This window comes from Microbacterium sp. 4R-513, from assembly GCF_011046485.1.
Taxonomy (GTDB): Bacteria; Actinomycetota; Actinomycetes; order Actinomycetales; family Microbacteriaceae; genus Microbacterium.
In genome coordinates, this window is sequence record NZ_CP049256.1 from 3,235,324 (window position 1) to 3,257,446 (window position 22,123).

The following is a 22,123-nucleotide window of genomic DNA, read 5'->3' on the forward strand; positions in this document are numbered from 1 at the left end:
GGTGATCTTCTAGCCCACGAGGGGAGTCACTGTGATCGCCGACGTTCTGTCCGATGCCGCGACGCGCATGGATCGCGCAGTGGAGGCCGCGAAGGACGACTTCGCCAGCGTCCGGACGGGTCGTGCGAACCCGCAGCTCTTCCAGAAGATCCTGGTCGACTACTACGGCACGCCGACCCCCCTGGCGCAGCTCGCTTCGCTCAACAACCCCGAGGCGCGCACGCTCGTCGTGACGCCCTACGACAAGTCGGCGCTCAAGGCGATCGAGCAGGCGATCCGCGACACTCCGAACCTCGGCGCCAACCCCTCCAACGACGGCAACATCGTCCGCGTGACGCTTCCCGAGCTCACCGAGGAGCGCCGGCGCGAGTTCGTCAAGATCGTTCGGTCGAAGGGCGAGGACGCGAAGGTGCACGTGCGCGGCATCCGTCGCAAGTCGAAGGACGATCTCGACGACCTGAAGAGCGAGTTCGGCGAAGACGAGCTCGCCCGCGCCGAGAAGGAGCTCGACGCCCTCACGCGTTCGCACGTCGACGCCATCGACGAGGCGCTCAAGCGCAAAGAGGCAGAACTCCTCGAGGTCTGAGACAGCCATGTCGGACGCATCCGGCGACGCGCCGGGGCCGTCGCCCGCGGAGTCGCATCCGCCGCAGAGCAGGCGCGACGCGGCCCGTGTAAGGCGCGACCAGGTCCCGCCCACCGGGCCCCAGCCGCAAGCGCAGCCGCACGATTCGTCCGCCGCGCTCCAGCAGCAGTTCCGCGCGGCGCGCGACGGACTCGAGAACCAGGTCGCGCACGCACGCGCCGAATTCGAAGAGGCGAACGAGCGCATCAAGCAGCGCACAGGACGAGACCTCATCCTCGCGAGCCTCATCGGCCTCGCGATGGGCGCGGTGCTCATCGCTTCGCTCGTCTTCGTGAAGTGGCTCTTCCTGTTCTTCGCCCTCGCCGCGACCGTGCTCGGGCTCTTCGAGTTCGGGCGCGCGCTCAACAGCGTGGGCCGCAAGATGGACGTCTGGCCGCAGATCGGGGCCGGCGTCGTCCTCGTGCTCGCCGGCTACTTCCTCGATCCGTGGCTGCAATGGGTCACGACGTTCGTCGCCGTGGCGTTCGTCATCGTTTGGCGGCTGCTGGCGCAGATGGCGTCCCACGACGGCCGGATGTACGGCGCCGTCCTCGCGGACGTCCTCGTGGCGGGCTTCGCCCAGCTCTACGTCGCCTTCCTGGCGAGTCTCTGCGTCGTGCTCCTGCGCCAGGACGGCGGCGAATGGTGGGTCCTGGGCTTCATCATCATCGCCGTCGCCTCGGACACCGGCGCCTACGCGTCCGGGCTGGCCTTCGGGCGGCATCCCATGGCCCCCCGGATCAGCCCGAAGAAGACCTGGGAGGGCTTCGCCGGCGCGGCTCTCGCGGCTCTCGTCGCGGGCCTTCTCGTGGGCTTGTTCATGCTTCACATCCCGTGGTGGGCCGGGCTCATCCTCGGTGCCGTCATCCTCCTGACCGCCACCGCGGGCGACCTGGCCGAGTCGATGATCAAGCGCGACCTCGGCATCAAGGACATGAGCTCGTGGCTGCCCGGCCACGGCGGCGTCCTCGACCGGCTCGACTCGATCCTCCTGTCCATCGTGGCGGCGCTCGCGCTGTACTACCTCCTGACCCCCCTGGCAGTCTGATGACCTCCTCGCCCCCCGAAACGTCCGATTCGCCCGTCGCGGCATTCCCCGAGGCATCGGGCCGTACGAAGGGGTATGAGAAGCGCGCCGTCGACGCCTTCCTGCGCCGAGCGAAGGCCGCGTTCGACGACCCTTCCGATCCCGAGACCGCGCTGACTGCGGCCGACGTGCGGCGCGTGGCATTCCCGCTCGTGAAGCGCGGCTACGTCATCTCCGCGGTGGATGCCGCGCTCGGCCGCATCGAGGATGCCTTCGCCGCGCGGGAGCGTCAGGCCGTCGTCACCCGGTCCGGCGCGCGCGAGTGGGTCGGTCGCACGAAGGAGACGGCGCAGGTGGTCCTGGACCGTCTGTCGCGTCCCCGCGGACAGCGGTTCGACCGCGTGGGCATCATGCGCTACGGCTACCGCCTCGACGAGGTCGACCTCGTGGCCGACAAGATCGCGCGCTACCTCGAGACGGGCGACAACGTGACGGTCGAGCAGGTGCGCGCCGTCGCCTTCCGCATGCAGCGAGGCGGGTATCGCGAGACACAGGTGGATGCCGTCCTCGACGCCGTCGTCGAGGTCATGCTCGCCGTGGCCTGAGGTTCGCGAGCGGTGCTCGTCCGGAGCGCGGGGCCGCGGCATCCGTCGTCCGACACGGACCGTCGCACGCCGCCCGCGGATGGCAGCCCCCGGGGTGAATGGCTAGACTCGGGGGCACTGTGACTTCCGGCAACGAGATGATTCCCGTGGCGTCCCGACGGATGCGTCGTCAGGAGGCGGCGAACGCCGCAACCGCAGTCGCGACGGCTCCCGGGCGCGCCGCCGCGCCGCAGCAGCGCTGGTCGCGCCGGCGCAATGTGCTGGGTGTCTTCGCAGCCCTCGCGGCCATCGGGTTCGTGGCCGCCTACGTCGGACCCACCGGCTCGGCGCTCATGGCCGCCAACGCCGATGAAGCAGCCCCCGTGACGCTCTACGCGAGCGGGCTCGGCGACATCCAGAGCCTCGAGCTCGCATCGGCCGACGGCGAGACCCAAGCGGCGGCCTTCGACCGGGGCGGCTACTCGGTCTACGTCACCCCCAAGCCCACACCTACACCGACTCCCACCAAATCCGCGAAGTCCGGCTCGTCCGGATGGGCGCCGCCGTTCGTCTCGCCCGACCCGGGCTCGGCGCAGGCCATCGCGTACGACATGGTGCGGGCGCGCGGGTGGGGCGACGACCAGTTCTCGTGCCTCGTGGCCCTGTGGAACAAGGAGTCCGGCTGGAGGGTCAACGCCTACAACCGGGGGAGCGGGGCATACGGCATCCCGCAAGCGCTCCCCGGCAGCAAGATGGGCTCGGCCGGCGCGGACTGGGAGACCAACCCCGCGACGCAGATCGCGTGGGGCCTCGGCTACATCGGCGGCCGTTACGGCACCCCCTGCGGCGCGTGGGGACACTCGCAGAGCACCGGCTGGTATTGATCCCATGCCGCGGTCTAATCGGCGGCGGCCCGATCCATCAGGCGACGGCTCGTTCGAGCGGCTCCTGGCAGGATGGAAGCGCAGCGAGCTCCGCCGCGGGGTCGAGTGGACGGTTCAACCGGTCAGCGGCGCACAGGCCGTGAAGGCCTACACGTGCCCGGGATGCGGACGCACGATCGATCCGGGGGTGGCCCATCTCGTCGTGTGGCGCGCCGACGGAGTGCTCGGCGATCAGGCCGATCTCGCCGCACGCAGACACTGGCACACGCACTGTTGGAGGATCGGCTGACGTGGAGATCCGCGGACCGCTACTGCTACCCGCTCGACGCGAAGACGTCGAGCTCGAAACGCTCGACGGCCTGACGCTCGTCGGCGAACTCGCCCTGCCGGTCGACCGGGATCCCGTCGCCACACTGGTCACGCTGCATCCGCTGCCGACGGCAGGCGGGTTCATGGACTCGCACATCCTGCGGAAGGCGGCCGCACGGCTTCCCGCCCTCGCCGACCTGGCGGTCCTGCGATTCAACACCCGCGGCACGACGTCGCCGCGGGGGACGAGCGAGGGCGCATTCGACGGCGGCCGCGCCGAGGCTTTCGATCTGGCCGCCGCGATGGACTTCGTGCGGGAGCGCGGCCTTCCCCGCCCGTGGCTCGTCGGCTGGTCGTTCGGCACGGAGCTCGCGCTGAAGTACGGTCGCGATCACGCCGTCGAGGGCGTCATCCTCCTTTCACCGCCGCTGCACCGCGCGACTCCCGGCGAGGTCTCGGCGTGGGCCGACGATCCTCGACGGGTGATCGCGATCATCCCGGAGTTCGACGACTACCTTCGACCGGATGCCGCGGCCGATCGCTTCGCGGCTGTTCCGCACGCCGTGCTCATCCCCGTCGAGGGAGGAAAGCACCTGTGGGTCGGGGGAGTCCCAGACGCGTCGGGTGCTCACCGAGATCGTGGCAGCCGTGAACCCCGAGGCGCTGCCGCTGCCCGACGAGTGGGACGGGCCGGCGGGGGAGTAGGACTCCCTGCAGGGCGGCGTCACCGCTCGTTCTGGCGCGGGATGACGACCTGCCGGTAGATGATCAGGATGCTCGCCGCCACCGGGATGGCGACGAGGGCGCCGAGAAGGCCGAGGAGCGCACCGCCCGCGAGGGCGGCGATCACGACGACCGCGCCGGGCACCGAGACGGCGCGGTTCATGATGCGGGGCGAGATCACGTACGCCTCGATCTGCATGTAGATGAGGTAGTAGATCGCCGCGATGAGCGCCGTCGTCGGTGAGCCCAGGCCGAGCGTGAAGAGCACGATGATCGTCGAGCCCGTGAGGGTTCCGACGAGCGGGATGATCGAGAAGAAGAACGCGATGACGGCGAGGACCGCGGGGAACGGCGCGCCGATGATGCTCAAGAAGATGGCGCTCAGGACGCCGTTGATCGCACCGAGGCTCAACTGCCCGATGACGTAGTAGCCGACCGAGTCGGTGATCTGCTCGGACAGGTCGATGAAGCGGGGACGCTTCGAGGCGGGGACGAGCTGGTAGACCGACTTCTTGAGCGCCGGCGTCGACGCGGTGAAGTAGATCGTGAGGATCAGCACGATGAACGCACCCGTGAGGCCCGCGATGAGCGCACCGCCGAGCGCGAGCACGCCCTGGCCGATCGAGCCGCTGATGTTGCCGACGTTGTCCTGCAGCCACTGCTGGGCGTAGGTGAAGACCTCGTCGACCTTGAGCTGCGGGAAGACGCCCTGCAGCCACGCCTTCATGTCTTCGACGATCGTGCCCCCCTCGACGATGTCCGTGATGGCGGCGACGAGCTGGCCCACCTGGTCGAAGATGATCGGCAGGACCATGAGGATGATTCCGGCGAACACCGCGAGCACACCGACGATCGTGATGAGCACAGCCGCCCAGCGGGGCAGCTTGCGCCGCTCGAGCCACGCCACGACCGGGTCGAGGCCCAGCGACAGGAACAGCGCGGTCCCGACGTACAAGAGGATGGTCGACAGCGACTGGATGCTCGTGATGAGCAGGAGGCCCAGTCCGACGCCCAGCGTCGCGACGAACGCCACGCGGAACGGGTTGTGCAGCTTCACGGGGCCTCCTGAGGACGGATGTCGTCTCGCAAGGATACGAGAGTGGCGGGGCGGCGCCCGTCAACGACCCTCCCTGGGGTCTTTCAGGTGGTCTTCGCTAGTCTGAAATGTCGAATGTGCGGCCCGCACGCGTTCTGGCGGGCCCTGGGAAGGTGTTAGTTTCGTGCGTTTCGTGTGGGCCGTCGCGGCATTCGTGCTCGCGGCCGTGATGATCGGGGCGGGAATCGCTCAGCGTACGGTCTTCCAGGGACCGAAGACTCAGACGACCGCCATCTCGGTCGAAGAGGACGCTCCGTACACCCTCATCGACGGGTCCGTCCTCAATGCGATGCCCGGCGCCCAGACCCTCCGCGCGACGGGGGACGGCACGATCTTCGCCGCCTACGGCCGCACGGCCGACATGAAGGCCTGGCTGTCTGACACGACCTACAACGTCGTCACCCTCGACGGCGACGGCGTCCCCGAGGCCGAGCTCGTCGAGCCGGCCGTGGCGGACGACACCGCGACAGAGGGGACGGATGCCGCTTCCCCCGACGCGACTGCTCCCGCCGACCCGGCCGCGGGCGACGCGGCTGCCACCGGAGAAGCTGCCGCTGCGGATGACGCCGCCGGCGATGCCACTGCCGGCGAGGGCTCCGGCCGCAGCCCGATCGGCTCGGACCTCTGGCTCGACGAGTTCCAGCAGGACGACCTTCTGGTGGCGCCCCTGCAGCTCCCCGACACGATGAGCGTCCTGATCGCGACGGATGGCACGCAGCCCGCGCCGAGCGCCCTCTCCATCTCCTGGCCGATCGAGAACTCGACGCCCTGGGCGGGCCCGCTCATCGTCGGCGGCGGCATCCTGATGGCTCTCGGGATCTTCCTGTACATCCTCGGCATCCGTCACGTCCGCCGCTCGCGCGGCCCGCGCCGCAAGGGCCTGCCGCTGCCCGTCACCGAACCGATCGATCTGGCCGTCGCCGGCGCGGACAAGGGCGTCATCAGCTCGGGCAAGCCGACGCGCCGTGCCCTCGCCGGCGGAGGCAAGCGCGCCTTCATCCTCATCCCCGCCGTCGCCGTCTCGGCGCTCCTGTTCACGGGCTGCTCCTCGGACGCCTGGCCCGACCTGGCCGGTACGCCCACCCCGAGCCCCACCGAGTCGGTCATCGTCCCCGAAGGCCAGCAGGCACCGGCCGTCACCGAGTCGCAGGCCGAGCGCATCCTCTCGCGCATCGCGGCGACGGTCGCCGACGCCGACGCCAACCTCGATGCGACGCTCGCAGCTACGCGCCTGGACGGCGCGATGCTCGCTGAGCGCTCCACGAACTACAAGCTCCGCAGCGCTATCGCCGACTTCAAGTCGCCCCCTGCGATTCCGACGAAGCCGGTGTTCCCGCTCCTGCCGCAGGCGAAGGACGAGTGGCCGCGCACCGTCATGGCCGTCGTTGCCGACAAGGACAACAAGACCGCCAACATCATGATGATGACGCAGCAGGACGCGTGGTCGGATTACAAGCTCAGCTACATGTCGAGCCTCGAGGCCGAGACGACGCTGCCCGACCTCGCACCGCCGTACATCGGAGCCACGGGGGTGGCGCCCGACTCGCCGTTCCTCGTGATGCAGCCCGATCAGGTCGCGGCCGCCTATGCCGACATCCTCAACAAGGGCGAGGACAGCGAGTTCTACGGCATGTTCGACGAGGCGGGCGACCAGTTCCGCGCGGGTGTGCTCGCCGACCGCCAGAAGCGGCTGGACGAGTTCAACGCGACGGGGGCGCAGACCGGCAGCCTCACGTTCGAATCGGCCGCGGGGACCGATGCCCCTCTGGCGCTCGCTACGCTGGAGAGCGGCGCGATCGTCGCCGTGAGCCTCACCGAGACCGACACCGTCAAGCCCACCAACGCGGACGCCGTCATCAAGGTCGGCGACAACCCGACCGTGAAGACGCTCGCGGGGGTGGACCAGTCCGCCACGGGGTTCACGACGACGTGGAGCGACCAGCTGTTCTTCTACGTCCCGAGCCAGGGCTCGACCGAGAAGATCCAGCTGCTCGGCTACGCCTCCGACATCCTCGACGCGAAGGTGATCAAGTGACCGATCCGGCTCCCGGCGCCGTCCTGCGCGGCGCAGTCGACCTGTCCGCTCTCCGCAACCGCCCTGCCGCCCCCGCGCAGGCTCCGGATGGCGCCGCGCCCGCGGGCGGTGAGCCCGTGGGTTCCGTGCCGTCGCTCGTCATGGACGTGACCGACGAGACGTTCGGCGAGGCACTCGAGCTCTCGCGCACCGTCCCGGTCGTCGTAGACCTGTGGGCTGAGTGGTGCGGGCCGTGCAAGCAGCTCAGCCCCATCCTCGAGCGGGTCGTCAAAGAGCTCGACGGTCGCCTCGTGCTGGCGAAGGTGGATGTCGATGCCAACCCCCAGCTCTCGCAGGCGTTCCGCGCCCAGTCGATCCCGATGGTGGTCGCGCTCGTCGGCGGTCAGCCCGTCCCGCTCTTCACCGGTGCGGTCCCGGAGCAACAGGTGCGCGAGGTCTTCGCGCAGCTCCTGCAGGTCGCCGCGCAGAACGGCGTGAGCGGGCGTCTCGCGGTGACCGCCGGCGACGACGAGCCGTCTGAGCCCGTCGAGCCGCCCCTGCCGCCGCTGCACGCCGAGGCGTTCGAGGCCATCGAGGCGGGCGACTACGCCCGAGCGATCGCCGCGTATGAGAAGGCGCTCGCCGAGAACCCGCGCGACGCAGAGGCCCGCGCGGGGCTGGGACAGGTCCGCCTCCTCGACCGCATCGACGGAGCCGACCTGCAGACGGCTCGTGCCGCTGCCGCCGCTTCGCCGACGGACGTCGAGGCGCAGTTCCTCGTGGCCGACCTCGACCTCGCGGGCGGCCACGTCGAAGACGCCTTCGAGCGTCTGCTCGACCTCTTCGCCGCGCTGCCGACCGACGAGCGCGCCCCCCGTCCGGGAGCGCCTGCTCGAGCTCTTCGGGGTCGTGGGCGACGCCGACGCCCGCGTCGTGCGCGCCCGGGGCCGCCTGGCCTCGCTGCTCTTCTGATCGGCTCACGGATACGGTCAATCCCCGGCCAGACGGCGCATCGCCCCTTGCCTCGACGAAGGGGGACGGATGCCGCGGCATCCGTCCCCCTTCGTCGTGAAGTCTCTGCGCTCTCAGCCTCGCGTCGGCGAGGGGATGTGCGCTTCCGGGTCGTGCCGGAGGTAGAGCACCCCGAGGGGCGGCAGGATCATCGTCGCGCGCTTGTCGTCGTTCGCATTCACGACGCCGAGGTTCCCGACGCCCGATCCGCCGTACTCGCTCGCATCGGTGTTGAGCACCTCGTGCCAGACGCCTGTCTCGGGCATGTCGAGCTCGAAGTCGTAGACGGGGACGCCCGAGAAGTTCGCGACGACGACCACCGTGTTGCCGTGCCAGTCGCGCCGTGAGAACGCGATCACGTTGGGGTTCCACGTCGGCGCGCCGAGACGCGAGAACGCCGCGCCGTCGCTGTCACGGGCCCACAGCGCGGAGTGCGCGCGATAGACGCGGTTGAGCACGCCGACGAAGGAGTGCAGCTGGGCGTGGGAGGGCTGGTCGAGAAGCCACCAGTCCAGCGCGCGCGACTCGGACCACTCCGACATCTGGCCGAACTCCTGGCCCATGAACAGGAGCTGCTTGCCGGGGTGGCCCCACATATACGCGAGGTACGCGCGCATGTTCGCGAGCTTCTGCCAGTGGTCGCCCGGCATCCGTCCGAAGAGGCTGCCCTTGCCGTGCACGACCTCGTCGTGGCTGATCGGCAGGATGTAGTTCTCGCTGAAGGCGTAGACGAACGAGAACGACAGCTCGCCCTCGTGGTGCGCCCGGTACATCGGGTCGCGCTTGATGTACTGGAGCGAGTCGTTCATCCAGCCCATGTTCCACTTGAACCCGAACCCGAGTCCCGCGCGGCTCGTCGGCGCGGTGACGCCCGGGAAGCTCGTGGACTCCTCGGCGATCATCGCGATGCCGGGATAGCGCTTGTACGCCGTCGCGTTGACCTCCTGCAGGAACGAGATCGCCTCGAGGTTCTCCCGTCCGCCGTGCACGTTCGGAACCCACTCGCCCTCTTCGCGCGAGTAGTCGAGGTACAGCATCGACGCGACCGCATCGACCCGGAGACCGTCGACGTGGAACTCCTCGAGCCAGTAGAGGGCGTTCGCGACGAGGAAGTTGCGCACCTCGCGGCGTCCGTAGTCGAAGATGTACGTGCCCCAGTCCTTGTGCTCGCCGCGGCGGGGATCCGGATGCTCGTACAGCGCCTCGCCGTCGAAGCGGGCGAGGGCGAAGGAGTCCTTGGGGAAGTGCCCGGGGACCCAGTCCATGATCACGCCGATGTCGGCCTGATGCAGGCGGTCGATCAGGTACTTGAGATCGTCGGGGTGTCCGAAGCGGCTCGTCGGCGCGTAGTAGCCCGTGACCTGGTAGCCCCAGGAGCCGCCGAAGGGGTGCTCCGCGAGCGGCATGAACTCGACGTGCGTGAAGCCCTGTGCGGTCACGTACTCGATGAGCTGGTCCGCGGCATCCCGGTATCCGAGACCCGGTCGCCACGACCCGAAGTGCAGCTCGTAGATCGAGATGGGCTGCGACACCTGCTGCGTCTTGGCCCGGCGCGTCATCCAGTCCCCGTCGCCCCAGGAGTACGAGCTCTGGACGACGACGGATGCCGTGGCCGGCGGCACCTCAGCGAAACGCGCGACGGGGTCGGCCTTGGTGATCCAGTCGCCGCGACGCGTGAGGATCTGGAACTTGTAGGTCGCACCGGGGCCGAGGGCGGGGACGAACAGCTCCCACACACCGCTGGACCCCATGGAGCGCATCGAGTGGCCCTGGCCGTCCCAGCTGTTGAAGTCGCCGACGACGCGGACCGCGCGCGCATTCGGCGCCCAGACCGCGAACGAGGTGCCCCACGTGCTCTCGTGCTCGCGCACGTGCGCGCCGAGCACGTTCCACAGCTGCTCGTGACGACCCTCATGGATGAGGTGGATGTCGAGCTCGCCCAGGACCGGCGCGTGACGGTAGGGGTCATCCGCGATGTAGTCGGGCGCGCCGTCGTACGTCGTCACGAGGTGGTACGAGCCGGGGTCGCCCGACCGCGCGCCCTCCCAGATGCCGTTGCGGATGTGCTCCAGCGGCACCTCCGTGCCGTCGGTGAAGACCGCCGTCACGCTGCGGGCGAGGGGGCGGCGCGCGCGCACGACCCACTCCTTTGCCCCCTGGCCGTCTACGCCCGCGTGGATCCCGAGCACGGAGTGCGGATCGTGGTACGAGCCGGTCGCGACGGTGTCGAGGATCTGATCGTCGATCTGGGTCATCGCGACTCCTTCACGTGCAGGATGTGGACGGGCTCATGGAATGCGTCGAGCCGGACGAAGTCGTGATCGGACCACGTCCACTGCTGCCCCGTGAGGAGTTCTTCGACCTCGAACGGCTCGCCGGGTTCGACGCCCCAGATCCGTGTGTCGAGGTGGATCATCGTCTGGCGGACAGAGTGCGGATCGACGTTCACGACGACGATGATCGTGTCGTTGCGACCGGTCGGCGACAGCGCCGCGTCGAGGTGCTTCGAGTAGACGAGGATCGCGTCGTCGTCGCTCCAGTGCGCGCTGAAGTTCCGCAGCTGACGGAGCGCCGGGTGCTCGCGGCGGATTTCGTTGAGCTTGGTGAGGAAGGGCGCGAGGGAGTCCCCGGATTCCTCGGCGGCAGCCCAGTCGCGGAGCTTGTACTCGTACTTCTCGTTGTCGATGTTCTCTTCGGAGCCCGGGCGTGCGACGTTCTCGTAGAGCTCGTAGCCGGCGTACACGCCGTACAGCGGGGCTGCGGTCGCCGCGATGGCGGCACGGATCTTGTACCCGGGTCGTCCGCCGAACTGCAGGAACTCCGTGAGGATGTCGGGCGTGTTGACGAAGAGATTGGGGCGCATGAAGTCGGCCGTTTCGCTCGAGACGGCGCCGAGGAACTCCTCGAGCTCCTCCTTGGTGTTGCGCCACGTGAAGTACGAGTAGCTCTGCTGGAAACCGGCCATGGCGAGGCCCTGCATCGGGGCAGGACGCGTGAAGGCCTCGGCGAGGAACACGACGTCGGGGTCCTCCGCATTGACGGTCGCGATGAGCCACTCCCAGAACTGCAGGGGCTTCGTGTGCGGGTTGTCGACGCGGAAGATCTTGACGCCCTGCGCGACCCAGTGCCGCACGATGCGCAGCACTTCGGCCTTGATGCCCTCGGGGTCGTTGTCGAAGTTGACCGGGTAGATGTCCTGGTACTTCTTCGGCGGGTTCTCGGCGTAGGCGATCGAGCCGTCGGGCAACGTGGTGAACCACTCCGGGTGCTCGGTCACCCAGGGGTGGTCGGGAGCCGCCTGGAGCGCGAGGTCGAGCGCGACCTCGATGCCCTCGGCCTGGGCCGAGCGCACGAACGCGCGGAAGTCGGCGAGCGAGCCGAGGTCGGGGTGGACGGTGTCGTGTCCGCCCTCGGCGGCGCCGATCGCCCACGGTGAGCCGGGGTCGCCGGGCTGGGGGTCGAGTGTGTTGTTGCGGCCCTTGCGGTTGAGGCGTCCGATCGGATGGATGGGCGGCAGGTAGAGCACCTCGAAGCCCATCGCCGCGACGGCGGGGAGCCGCTTGGCGGCCGTCCGGAACGTGCCGCTCTTGACTGTGCCGTCCTTGAGGAGCCGGGCCCCCTCCGACCGCGGGAAGAACTCGTACCAGGCGCCCACGCCGGCGCGCTCGCGCTCGACGAGCAGCTCCTGCGTGTCACCGACCGTCACGAGGGACGCCAGCGGCCGCGCGGCGAAGAACTCGGCGATGACCGGGTCGCGGACGATCTCGAGAGCGGCGTCGTCGTCGACGGATGCCTCGCGCAGGCGGGCCGCGGCATCCGTCAGCGTCCGCTTCTCGGCCGCGGGGCGACCGCGTTCGCGTGCGGCTCGCTCGAAGAGGCGCGCGCCCATCTCGCGCATGAGCGGTGCGTCGACACCGGCCGCGATCTTGACCTCGGCGGCGTGCTCCCATGTGGCGAACTCATCGGCGAAGCCCTCGAAGCGGAAACGCCACACGCCCTGCTCGAGCGGTGCGACGAGCGTCGCCCAGCGGTCGAAGCCGTCGTCGAGGGGACGGAGGCGGTGCAGGGACTCGTCACCGGACGGCGAGAACAGCCGCACGTGGACTCCGATGCGGTCATGCCCCTCGCGGAATGCCGTCGTTCGGAACGGCACGACCTCGCCCACGTAGGCCTTGGGGCGGAAGCGTCCCCCCGGCGTGGAGGGGGAGGGGAGCGCGAGCGGGATGCGCCCCGTGAGGGTTGTCGAGTCCTTCTGCCACGAAGTGGCGGGCCGGAGCGGAAGGGCGGATCCACTCCGCCACGGACGGGGTTGCGCGGCGCGCTTCGACGTGACCACGTTCCGAACCTACCGTGACCCCAAGGACCAGCACAGCGAGCCTTGACAGATCGGAAGAGGGCGTATCATTCCGCGCGGAACAGGTGCATCGACGTGCCCGGGAGGGCCACGATCTCGCCTGGCAGATAGCCCCGCTCGGTCTCGCCGGGCGTCTCCTCAGCGCTCGACCACAGCGAGACGTACCGCGTCACGCCTTCGATCTCGGGCAGCGTCACGTCGATCGGGCGCTCGGTTCCGTGGACCATCAGAAGGATGCGGTTGAACTCCTCGACCTCGGGCGTGGAGGTCGCGACGTACTGGAGCGTGCGGTGCGCGGGGTTGGTCCATCGCTCGATCGACATGGTCTCGCCATGCTCGTCGTACCACTCCATGACGGATGCCGAGGGCGTGCGCTGATCGGGCCGGGCGAAGCGGCTGGGGCGCAGCGCGGGGTTCGCCTGGCGGAGCCGGATGAGCCGCTGCACGTGCGCGAAGAGGTCCTTCTGCCAGGGGGCGTGGTCCCACGGCATCCACGTCAGAGGGGAGTCGTGGCAGTAGGCGTTGTTGTTGCCTCGCTGCGTGCGGCCGAATTCGTCGCCCGCGGTGATCATCGGGACGCCCGCCGAGAGCAGCAGAGTCCCCATCAGGTTGCGCATTGCCCTGCGGCGCGTGGCGAGGATCGTCTCGTCGTCGGTCGGTCCCTCTGCGCCGTGGTTGAAGGAGCGGTTGGTGTCGGCGCCGTCGCGGTTCTGCTCGCCGTTGCCCATGTTGTGCTTGACGTCGTACGACACGAGGTCCCGAAGCGTGAAGCCGTCGTGAGCCGTCACGAAATTGATGCTCGCGAGCGGGCCGCGCTCGGCGCTGAAGGTGTTCGCAGAGCCGGCGAGGCGCGTCGCGAACCCGCCGATCCCCACCGGAGGAGTCGAGGCCCGTCGGGCGTAGTCGATGTCGCTCAGCCAGAAGTTGCGGACGCGATCGCGGTAGCGGTCGTTCCACTCGTGCCAGCCGGGGCCGAAGTTCCCGGTCTGCCAGCCGCCCATGCCCACATCCCACGGCTCCGCGATCTTCTTGACACCGGCGAGCTGAGGGTCCTCCTGGATCGCGCGCAGCAGCGGGTGGTCGGGGGTGAAGGCGTGCGAGGCATCCCGCCCCAACGTCGTGGCGAGATCGAACCGGAAGCCGTCGATCTGCACGTCATTCGCCCAGTACCGCAGCGAGTCGAGCACCAGGCGGGCCGCGGCATCTGTCGACGTGTCGACCGAATTGCCGCAGCCGGTCACGTCGATGTAGGCGCCATCCGGGTGCTGGCGGTAGTAGCGGCGGTTGTCGATGCCGCGCAGGCTCGTCCGCGGTCCGCCGATCTCTGCCTCTGAGGTGTGGTTGTAGACGACGTCGAGGACGACCTCGAGGCCCGCTTCGTGCAGGAGCCTGACCATGCCCTTGAACTCCCGGAGCACTCCCTCGGGACCCTGTGCGCGGCTCGCGTCGGTCGCGTACGGCGCGTGCGGGGCGAAGAAGTTGACCGAGTTGTAGCCCCAGTAGTTCGCCAGGTGATGCTGCAGCAGTCGGGGCTCGGTGGTGAAGGCGTGCACGGGAAGCAGCTCGATCGTCGTGACGCCGAGCGACAGGAAGTGCTCGATCATCGCGGGATGCGCCAGCCCGGCGTACGTCCCGTGCAGGGCCGGTGGGACGCCGGGATGCCGCTTGGAGAGCCCCTTGACGTGCCCCTCGTAGATGATCGTGCGGTCGAGCGGCACGGCCGGCTTGGGAACGCCGCCCCAGTCGAAGGCGCCGTCCACGACGGCGGACCGCCAATCCCCGTAGCCGCCCGACACCAGTCCCTTGGCGTAGGGATCGATCAGGAGCGTGCGCGGATTGAACATGTTCCCCGCACCCGGCGGACCCTGGACGCGCAGGGCATAGCGGGCGCCCGGGTGAAGGAGCGGGGTCGTCACCTCCCACACTCCGCGGCCCACCGGGTCGAGCGACTCGGTGTGCGTGATCCAGTCGAGGTCCGTGTCATCGAAGAGCACGAGCTCGACGCCGTCGGCGCTGTCGGACCACACGCGGAGCCGTCCGCCGGCGGGCGTGAGCGTCACCCCCATCCCGTCGAGTGCTTCACTGAGAAGGCCGGGTGAGGTCGTGATTGCGAGGGAGTCCGTGGAGGACATGCGATCTAGAGTAATCACGCGATGCGTCAGGAGTGCTACTGCAGGACGGGGGTGAGCGGATGACCGTCTATCTGGATCACGCGGCGACCACCCCGCTGCGGCCCGAGGCACGCAGTGCCTGGCTCGATGCGACGGAGTCTCTCGGCAACGCCTCATCCATCCACGGATCCGGACAGTCGGCCCGGCGCCTCCTCGAGGATGCCCGCGAGCGGCTCGCCGCGACCGTCGACTGCGACCCCATCGAGATGGTCTTCACCTCCGGCGGAACCGAGGCCGTCAACCTCGCCGTGAAGGGCCTGTGGTGGGCGCGGCGGCCCGGCACCGACGCGGTGGTCCTACCGGACGGCGAACACCACGCGACGGGGGACGCGGTCGAGTGGCTCGTGCGGCACGAGGGCGCCGAGCTCCGACCCGTGCGGCTCGAAGCGTCCGGCGCCATCCCCGTCGGCGCGTTCGGCGTGTCGCTCGAGGGTGCGGCCCTCGCGACGGCCCTCGTCGCCAACAACGAGGTGGGGACGGTCAACGACGCGGCGAGGCTGGCCGAGGCATCCGCGGCGGCCTCCGTGCCTCTGCACCTCGACGCGGTGTCTGCGTTCGGCCATGTGCCCGTCTCGTTCCGGGAATGGCGGGGGGATGCCTCGGGCTCCACGGGCCTCGTCGCCATGAGCGTCTCGGCGCACAAGATCGGCGGTCCCGTCGGCGTCGGTGCGCTCGTGGTGTCACGCCACGCGGCGATCGCGCCCATGATCCACGGCGGAGGACAGCAGCGCGGGCTCCGCGCCGGGACGCAGGACGTGCCCGGCGCCGCGGCCTTCGCCGTCGCGGCCGAGCTCGCGGTCGCCGAGCGCGAGTCCGAGGCCGCGCGGCTCGCGGCGCTGCGGGACCGGCTCGTGCACGTCATCCTCTCGACCGTGCCGGGCGCCGAGGCGCTGGGCGACCCCGTGCAGCGGCTGCCGGGAAACGCACATGTGCTCTTCCCCGGCGCGAGCGGCGAGACGCTGCTGTTCCTCCTTGACCAGGCCGGGATCTCGGTCTCGACGGGGTCTGCGTGTCAGGCGGGCGTTCCCGAGCCGTCGCACGTCGTCCTGGCGCTCGGGAGGACGGATGCCGAGGCCCGCCAGGTCCTTCGACTGACGCTCGGCCGCACATCGACCGACGCGGACGTCGACGCCGTGCTCGCGGCTCTGCCCGCCGCTGTCGAGCGGGCGCGGGCCGCGGCATCCGGGACTCCCTCAGGCGCCCGCTCGTAGACTGGACGGATGCGCATCCTGGCGGCCATGAGCGGCGGAGTGGACTCCGCCGTCGCCGCCGCGCGCGCGGTCGACGCCGGGCACGACGTCGTCGGCGTCCACCTCGCCCTCTCGCGCGCGGGAGGAACGCTGCGGACCGGCAGCCGGGGCTGCTGCACCATCGAGGACGCGATGGACGCCCGCCGGGCGGCCGACCGCCTCGGCATCCCGTTCTACGTCTGGGACTTCTCGGAGCGCTTCCGCGACGACGTCATCGAGGACTTCATCGAGGAGTACCGCGCAGGCCGCACGCCCAACCCGTGCATGCGCTGCAACGAGAAGATCAAGTTCGCGGCGCTCCTGGAGCGCGCGGTCGAGCTGGGCTTCGACGCGGTCTGCACGGGGCACTACGCGACGCTCGTGCAAGGCGCGGACGGGCTGGAGCTGCATCGGGCATCGGATGCCGCGAAGGACCAGTCGTACGTCCTCGGCGTCCTCACGGCCGAGCAGCTCGCGCACACCTACTTCCCGCTCGGGGCGACGCCGTCGAAGGCGCTCGTGCGGGCGGAGGCGGCGGAGCGCGGGCTCACCGTCGCCCAGAAGCCCGACAGCCATGACATCTGCTTCATCCCCGACGGCGACACGCGCGGCTGGCTCGCCGAGAAGGTAGGCACGGCATCGGGCGACATCGTCGACCGATCCGGCGCGGTCGTCGGCTCGCACGACGGCGCCCACGCCTACACGGTCGGTCAGCGACGCGGGCTCTCGCTCGGCGTGCCGGCACCCGACGGCAAGCCGCGCTTCGTGCTCGAGGTGCGCCCCGTGTCGAACACGGTCGTCGTCGGCCCGAAGGAGGCGCTCGCGACGGCCGAGATCGCGGGGGAGCGGTATACCTGGTCGGGGCGCGCGCCCGAGGCGACGGAGTTCTCGTGCGACGTGCAGATCCGTGCGCACGCCGATCCGGTGCCGGCGTCCGCGACGCTCGCCGGAGGGCTTCTGACGGTGCGCCCCGAGACGCCCTTCGACGGGGTCGCACCCGGCCAGACGGCGGTGCTGTACGACGGCACGCGCGTCGTGGGGCAGTTCACGATCGACCGCACCGTTTCGGCCGTCGCAGCCCCGGTGTGAGCGTCCGAGGCCGTCCCTAGACTGGCGGAGTGACGGACCCCGAGCTCACCGCAGACCTTCCGCTCGACGAAGCGCGCATCGAGGCGCAGGGCCTCACCGACCGGATCATCGGTGCCCGCGACGCCTACTACGGGCGCGACGCCGAGATCGTCGACGACGCGACGTACGACGGCTGGATCCGCCGGCTCGAAGAGCTCGAGCGCCTCCACCCCGAGCTGCAGACGCAGGACTCGCCCACGCAGAGCGTGGGGGCGGCGACCTCGACGCTCTTCGCACCGGTCGAGCATGCCGAGCGCATGCTGAGCCTCGACAACGTCTTCAGCGAGAGCGAGCTGCGTGATTGGTGCCGCAAGGCGCAGGATGCCGCGGGCCGCCAGGTGCGGTGGCTCACCGAGCTGAAGATCGACGGCCTCGCGATCAGCCTGCGGTACGAGAACGGCGTTCTGACGTCTGCGGCGACCCGCGGCGACGGCCGGGTCGGTGAGGACGTCACGGTCAACGCCCTCCGCGTGGCCGGGATCCCGCAGCGCCTCGCAGGCACGGGGCATCCCGCGCTCGTAGAGGTGCGAGGCGAGGTCTTCATCCCCGTGGCGGCGTTCGACGAGCTCAACGCCCTGCAGGCACGGCTGCGCGAGCGCGTCTTCGAGGAGTCGCGCCGGCGCGGCGCCGATGAGGAGCGGGCGCGCCGGTCGGCCGACCGGCGTTTCCCGGCCTTCGCCAACCCGCGGAACGCCGCGAGCGGGGGCCTCCGCCAGCAGCTCGAGAAGAAGGACGGACTGGAGCTCGAGGCGGGCGAGGCGCGCGTCGCATCGCTGCGTCTGTTCGTGCACGGCATCGGCGCATGGCACAATCCGCCGGTCGCGTCGCAGAGCGAGGTGTACGCGCTCCTGAAGGAGTGGGGCCTGCCGACGAGTCCCTACTTCCGGACGACCGAGACGATCGACGGCGTCATCGACTTCGTCGCGCACTACGGCGACCACCGGCATGACGTCGAGCACGAGATCGACGGGATCGTCGTGAAGGTGGACGAGCTCGCCCTCCACGACGAGCTCGGCGCGACGAGTCGTGCGCCCCGATGGGCTATCGCCTACAAGTACCCACCCGAGCAGGTCAACACGAAGCTCCTCGACATCGTCGTCTCGGTCGGCCGTACGGGGCGCGCGACGCCGTTCGCCGTCATGGCGCCGGCGCGGGTCGCGGGCAGTGTCGTTCGGCAGGCGACCCTGCACAACCAGGACGTCGTCCGGGTGAAGGGAGTCCTGATCGGCGACACCGTCGTCCTGCGCAAGGCCGGCGACGTCATCCCCGAGGTGCTGGGGCCCGTCGTCGAGCTCCGGGACGGCACCGAACGCGAATTCGTCATGCCCGCAGAGTGCCCGGAGTGCGGGTCCCCGCTCGCTCCGGCGAAGGAGGGCGACGTCGATCTGCGGTGCCCCAACACGCGTTCGTGTCCCGCACAGGTGCGGGGCCGTGTCGAGCACATCGGATCGCGGGGCGCACTCGACATCGAGGCCCTCGGCGAGGTCACGGCGGCCGCTCTCACTCAGCCCTCCGTCCCCGACGTCCCGCCCCTCGCGACCGAGGCCGGGCTGTTCGAGCTCACCCTCGACGAACTCGTGCCGATCGAGGTCGTCGTGCGCGACGCCGAGACCGGCGAGGTGAAGGTCGACGAGAAGACGGGAGAGATCGTCCGTCGTGCGCCCTTCCGCCGCAACCCGAGTGCGGCTGAGAAGAAGGAGGGCCTCACCGGGCCGCAGCCGTCGGCGCAGGCCGTGACCCTCATCGACGAGCTCGAGAAGGCCAAGACGAAGGATTTGTGGCGGTTCCTCGTGGCGCTGAGCATCCGGCACGTCGGTCCGGTCGCGGCACGGGCCCTCGCGCAATGGTTCGGATCGCTCGCCGCGATCCGGGCCGCCTCCCGCGACGAGCTGGCGGCGGTCGAGGGCGTCGGCGGGATCATCGCCGATGCGCTCATCGACTGGTTCGAGGTGGACTGGCACCGCGAGATCGTCGATCGGTGGGAGGCGGCGGGTGCGCGGCTCGCGACCCCGGGCCATCCCGGCCCGGGCGCGGCCACTGTCACCGGCGGCGTCCTCGAGGGGCTCACGGTCGTCGCGACGGGGTCGCTCGAGGGCTATTCGCGCGAGGGGGCACAGGAGGCGATCATCAAGGCCGGCGGCAAGGCGGCGTCCAGCGTCTCCAAGAAGACCGACTTCGTGGCCGCGGGGCCAGGCGCCGGCTCCAAGCTCGCAAAGGCCGAAGAGCTCGGTGTGCGGATCATCGACGCGGCGCAGTTCCGCATCCTCGTCGAGCAGGGACCGAACGCCCTCGACGGCGTCCCATCCGACGCGGGGTGATCGACGCGATGGCCGTGGACGCGCAGTGGCTCTACCGGATCGTGCCGACACGGCCCGAGATGACGGTGTCGCCGACAGACGAAGAGGCAGCGCTGGCCTCGGCCCATTTCGAGTACCTCCTCGCACTCGAGGAACGAGGCATCCTGATCCTGGCGGGACGCACGCAGGAGGACGTCGGCACCTTCGGCATCGTCATCTTCGAGGCACCTGACCGGGAGGCGGCCCAGGCCGTCACCGACGCCGACCCCGCCGTCGCCGGCGGTCTCTTCGCGGCGACCCTGCACCCATACCGGGTGGCCGTCGCGCGTGACGGGCTCGGTTGACACCGTCCCCTTCGAGTGTCGTAGGTATGTTCTAATCTCGGAAGTCCTTCCAGGAGAGGACGCCGAGATGACCGTGACCCCCGATCCCGCAGTGATCGCCTGGCTCGATCAGGAAGACAAGCGCACGGCTCAGACGATCCGCAAGTACGGTGTGAGTCTCGAGTACGTCGGCGGCGACATGCGACGTCGCGAGACGCCGTTCGCCTACACGATCGGGCTGTTCGGGATGGGGCATCCTGAGCTCCTCGTCTTCGGGCTGGACGCCCGCACCACCGGACTCCTGCTCAACGACGTCGCGGATCGGGTGCGTGCGGGAGAAGACATCGTCCCCGGGCAGGTGCTCGAATTCGAGGGCTGGAGTCATCGGGTGACGGTCGAGGCGGTCCCGAATCCCGGCCAGATCGCGTTCGCCGCCAACCGCTTCTATCGACGGCCCGACGAGCATTCCGTCGAGCTGCTGCAGCTGACCTACGACGATCGCGACGGCCGCTTCCCGTGGGACGACGACTACTCCAACGCCGTCTGGATCCAGCCGCGTCCCGGCGACTTCACGGCATGGTGACGTCGCGACCGGGGTCAGGCGCCCGTCGTGAGCTTCACGAGCGACTCCCGCACCTGGCGGCGCAGCACCTTGCCGATGAGCGACTTGGGCAGCTCGTCGACGAGGAAGATGCGCCGCGGCACCTTGTAGGGGGTGAGGATGCCTCGCGCGAAGTCGCGCAGGCCCTCCACGTCGACCTCGCGGCCCGGGGCGCACACGACGGCGGCGACGACCTCCTCGCCGGAGTGGTCGCTCGGGAGGCCCACGACGGCGGCGTCCTCGACGTCGGGATGCTGGCGGAGGGCGTTCTCGACCTCGGTGGGAGCCACGTTGAAGCCACCGGTGATGATGAGCTCCTTGATGCGATCGACGATGCGTACGAACCCTGCGTCGTCGACCGTGACGATGTCGCCGGTGCGGAACCACCCGTCGACGAAGACCGCTTCGGTCTCCTCGGGCTTGCCGTAGTAGCCCTGGAAGACCTGTGGCCCGCGCACCACGAGCTCACCGCGCTCGCCGCGCGCGACATCCGTGGACGGGTCGTCGGGGTCCACCACGCGGCACTCCGTCCCAGGAAGCGGGAGGCCGACCGTCCCCGGCACGCGGTTGTCGGCGACGGGATTCGCCATCAGCACGGGGGAGCACTCCGAGAGGCCGTACCCTTCGACGAGGAAGCCGCCGCTCGCCGCCTCGAACGGCACGACCAGCTCATGCGGGAGGGCCATCGCCCCCGAGATCGCCACCTCGGTGCCGGCGAGCGAGACGCCCCTCTCACGCGAGGCCTTCAGCAGCCGGTCGGCGATCGGAGGCACGAGGGGGAGGAAGGTCGCGGGGTGCTTCTTCGTCACCGCGAGCACCATGTCGGGGTCGAAGCGCGGGAAGAGCACGAGCCGGGCACCCATCGACATCGCGAAGGTGAGGCACAGAGTGAGTCCGTACGCGTGGAACATCGGCAGCACCGCGTAGACGACGCATCCCTTTCCGCGCTGGATGGAAGGCACCCAGGCACGCGCCTGAGCGGCGTTGGCGAGCAGGTTGCGGTGCGTGAGGCTCGCTCCCTTGGGCGTCCCCGTCGTCCCGCTCGTGTACTGGATGATCGCCAGATCGTCGGTCGCGGGCTTGGGATGGCTCGCCGGGAGCGCATCGGCGCCGATCAGCTGCTCCCACGTCGTGGTCCCCGACACGCCCTCGTGCAACGCCTCGCGAGACTCGCGCGCCTTTCGGATGGGCAGCCGCAGCGCGAGGCGGGTCGTGAACGGCATGGCCTTGATGACGTTCACCGAGATGAGATTCGGGACCGCGAGGTCGTCGGGGAACTCCTGCACCGTGGCGACGACCTTGCTCCACACGATCGCGTGCTTGGCGCCGTGGTCTTCGAACTGCTTGCGCAGCTCCCGGGGCGTGTAGAGCGGGTTGTGCTCGACGACGACTCCGCCGATCCGCAGGATCGCATAGAACGCCACGATGTGCTGCGGGCAGTTCGGCAGCACGATCGCCACGGGATCACCCGGGCCGACACCCATGGCCTTGAGTCCCGCGGCCGCGCGCTCGATCGACTCCTGCAGGGCCCGGTACGACGTCTCCCTCCCGAAGAACTGCAGGGCGGGGGCGTCCGGATAGTCGCGAGAGGAAGCCTCGACGATGTCGACGAGCGACCCCGACACAGGATCCAGGTCGGCGGGAACACCCGGTGCGTAGCTGGCGATCCACGGGCGAGGCGGGTCATAGGCGGTCGTCACGGGGTCAGACTACGCCCGGCCAAGGCGCCTCGCAGAGCCCAACTAGA

At 69.8% G+C, this 22,123-nt stretch carries 16 protein-coding genes and 2 pseudogenes; 13 read left to right on the top strand and 5 right to left on the bottom strand.

The window, feature by feature from the left end; all coding sequences use genetic code 11:
* Positions 1–31 precede the first annotated feature (31 nt).
* The 6 genes and pseudogenes from frr to G5T42_RS14275 all read left to right on the top strand — a co-directional run bounded on the left by frr (position 32) and on the right by G5T42_RS14275 (position 4,134).
* Positions 32–586 carry a ribosome recycling factor gene (gene frr / locus G5T42_RS14250; RefSeq protein ID WP_165129460.1) on the top strand — a complete coding sequence of 185 codons (555 nt, stop codon included), beginning with the start codon at positions 32–34 and terminating at the stop codon, positions 584–586.
* A gap of 7 nt (positions 587–593) precedes the next feature.
* The gene (locus G5T42_RS14255; RefSeq protein WP_165129461.1) at positions 594–1,673 is read left to right on the top strand and encodes a phosphatidate cytidylyltransferase; all 1,080 of its coding nucleotides are present in this window, start codon (positions 594–596) and stop codon (positions 1,671–1,673) included.
* Positions 1,673–2,257, top strand: coding sequence for a DivIVA domain-containing protein (locus G5T42_RS14260; RefSeq protein ID WP_165129462.1), 585 nt, complete (start codon positions 1,673–1,675; stop codon positions 2,255–2,257). The genes G5T42_RS14255 and G5T42_RS14260 overlap by 1 nt, the downstream gene beginning before the upstream one ends.
* A gap of 119 nt (positions 2,258–2,376) precedes the next feature.
* Positions 2,377–3,120, top strand: a complete 744-nt coding sequence (locus tag G5T42_RS14265) for a lytic transglycosylase domain-containing protein (protein WP_241245840.1) — start codon at positions 2,377–2,379, stop codon at positions 3,118–3,120.
* Positions 3,121–3,124: 4 nt separating this feature from the next.
* The gene (locus G5T42_RS17795) at positions 3,125–3,409 is read left to right on the top strand and encodes a hypothetical protein (protein ID WP_165129463.1); all 285 of its coding nucleotides are present in this window, start codon (positions 3,125–3,127) and stop codon (positions 3,407–3,409) included.
* Position 3,410: 1 nt separating this feature from the next.
* Positions 3,411–4,134, top strand: a pseudogene (locus G5T42_RS14275) (alpha/beta fold hydrolase).
* Positions 4,135–4,153: 19 nt separating this feature from the next.
* Here the strand turns inward: G5T42_RS14275 and G5T42_RS14280 are convergent.
* Complete coding sequence (locus G5T42_RS14280) at positions 4,154–5,209, bottom strand: AI-2E family transporter (protein WP_165129464.1); 1,056 nt, start codon at positions 5,207–5,209, stop codon at positions 4,154–4,156.
* 163 nt (positions 5,210–5,372) lie between these two features.
* Between G5T42_RS14280 and G5T42_RS14285 the strand changes: the two genes are divergently transcribed.
* The gene (locus tag G5T42_RS14285) at positions 5,373–7,283 is read left to right on the top strand and encodes a glycosyl transferase (protein ID WP_165129465.1); all 1,911 of its coding nucleotides are present in this window, start codon (positions 5,373–5,375) and stop codon (positions 7,281–7,283) included.
* Positions 7,280–8,234: pseudogene (locus G5T42_RS14290) on the top strand (tetratricopeptide repeat protein). Before G5T42_RS14285 ends, G5T42_RS14290 begins: the two are co-directional and overlap by 4 nt.
* 113 nt (positions 8,235–8,347) lie before the next feature.
* On the opposite strand, the gene glgB reads toward G5T42_RS14290, so the two are convergent.
* The 3 genes from glgB to glgX form a co-directional block, all read right to left on the bottom strand.
* A complete protein-coding gene (glgB, locus tag G5T42_RS14295) occupies positions 8,348–10,528 on the bottom strand; it encodes a 1,4-alpha-glucan branching protein GlgB (protein ID WP_165129466.1) in 2,181 nt (726 codons plus the stop codon).
* Positions 10,525–12,498, bottom strand: coding sequence for an alpha-1,4-glucan--maltose-1-phosphate maltosyltransferase (locus G5T42_RS14300; protein WP_241246080.1), 1,974 nt, complete (start codon positions 12,496–12,498; stop codon positions 10,525–10,527). The genes glgB and G5T42_RS14300 overlap by 4 nt, the downstream gene beginning before the upstream one ends.
* A 176-nt stretch (positions 12,499–12,674) precedes the next feature.
* The gene (glgX, locus tag G5T42_RS14305; RefSeq protein ID WP_165129468.1) at positions 12,675–14,759 is read right to left on the bottom strand and encodes a glycogen debranching protein GlgX; all 2,085 of its coding nucleotides are present in this window, start codon (positions 14,757–14,759) and stop codon (positions 12,675–12,677) included.
* Positions 14,760–14,818: 59 nt separating this feature from the next.
* Between glgX and G5T42_RS14310 the strand changes: the two genes are divergently transcribed.
* The 5 genes from G5T42_RS14310 to G5T42_RS14330 all read left to right on the top strand — a co-directional run bounded on the left by G5T42_RS14310 (position 14,819) and on the right by G5T42_RS14330 (position 20,358).
* The gene (locus tag G5T42_RS14310) at positions 14,819–16,009 is read left to right on the top strand and encodes a cysteine desulfurase family protein (RefSeq protein ID WP_165129469.1); all 1,191 of its coding nucleotides are present in this window, start codon (positions 14,819–14,821) and stop codon (positions 16,007–16,009) included.
* A gap of 9 nt (positions 16,010–16,018) precedes the next feature.
* On the top strand, positions 16,019–17,116 hold the full coding sequence (gene mnmA, locus G5T42_RS14315) for a tRNA 2-thiouridine(34) synthase MnmA (protein WP_165129470.1): 1,098 nt from the start codon (positions 16,019–16,021) through the stop codon (positions 17,114–17,116).
* Positions 17,117–17,145: 29 nt separating this feature from the next.
* Positions 17,146–19,473, top strand: a complete 2,328-nt coding sequence (gene ligA, locus G5T42_RS14320) for an NAD-dependent DNA ligase LigA (RefSeq protein ID WP_165129471.1) — start codon at positions 17,146–17,148, stop codon at positions 19,471–19,473.
* Entirely contained in the window at positions 19,470–19,796 is a 327-nt protein-coding gene (locus G5T42_RS14325) for a YciI family protein (RefSeq protein WP_206535652.1), read from the top strand. Before ligA ends, G5T42_RS14325 begins: the two co-directional genes overlap by 4 nt.
* A 67-nt stretch (positions 19,797–19,863) precedes the next feature.
* Positions 19,864–20,358 (top strand): DUF4262 domain-containing protein, encoded by a 495-nt coding sequence (locus tag G5T42_RS14330; protein WP_206535653.1) that lies wholly within the window; start codon positions 19,864–19,866, stop codon positions 20,356–20,358.
* A 14-nt stretch (positions 20,359–20,372) separates the two neighbouring features.
* Here the strand turns inward: G5T42_RS14330 and G5T42_RS14335 are convergent, their stop codons facing one another.
* Entirely contained in the window at positions 20,373–22,076 is a 1,704-nt protein-coding gene (locus tag G5T42_RS14335) for a long-chain-fatty-acid--CoA ligase (RefSeq protein WP_165129472.1), read from the bottom strand.
* Positions 22,077–22,123 lie beyond the last annotated feature (47 nt).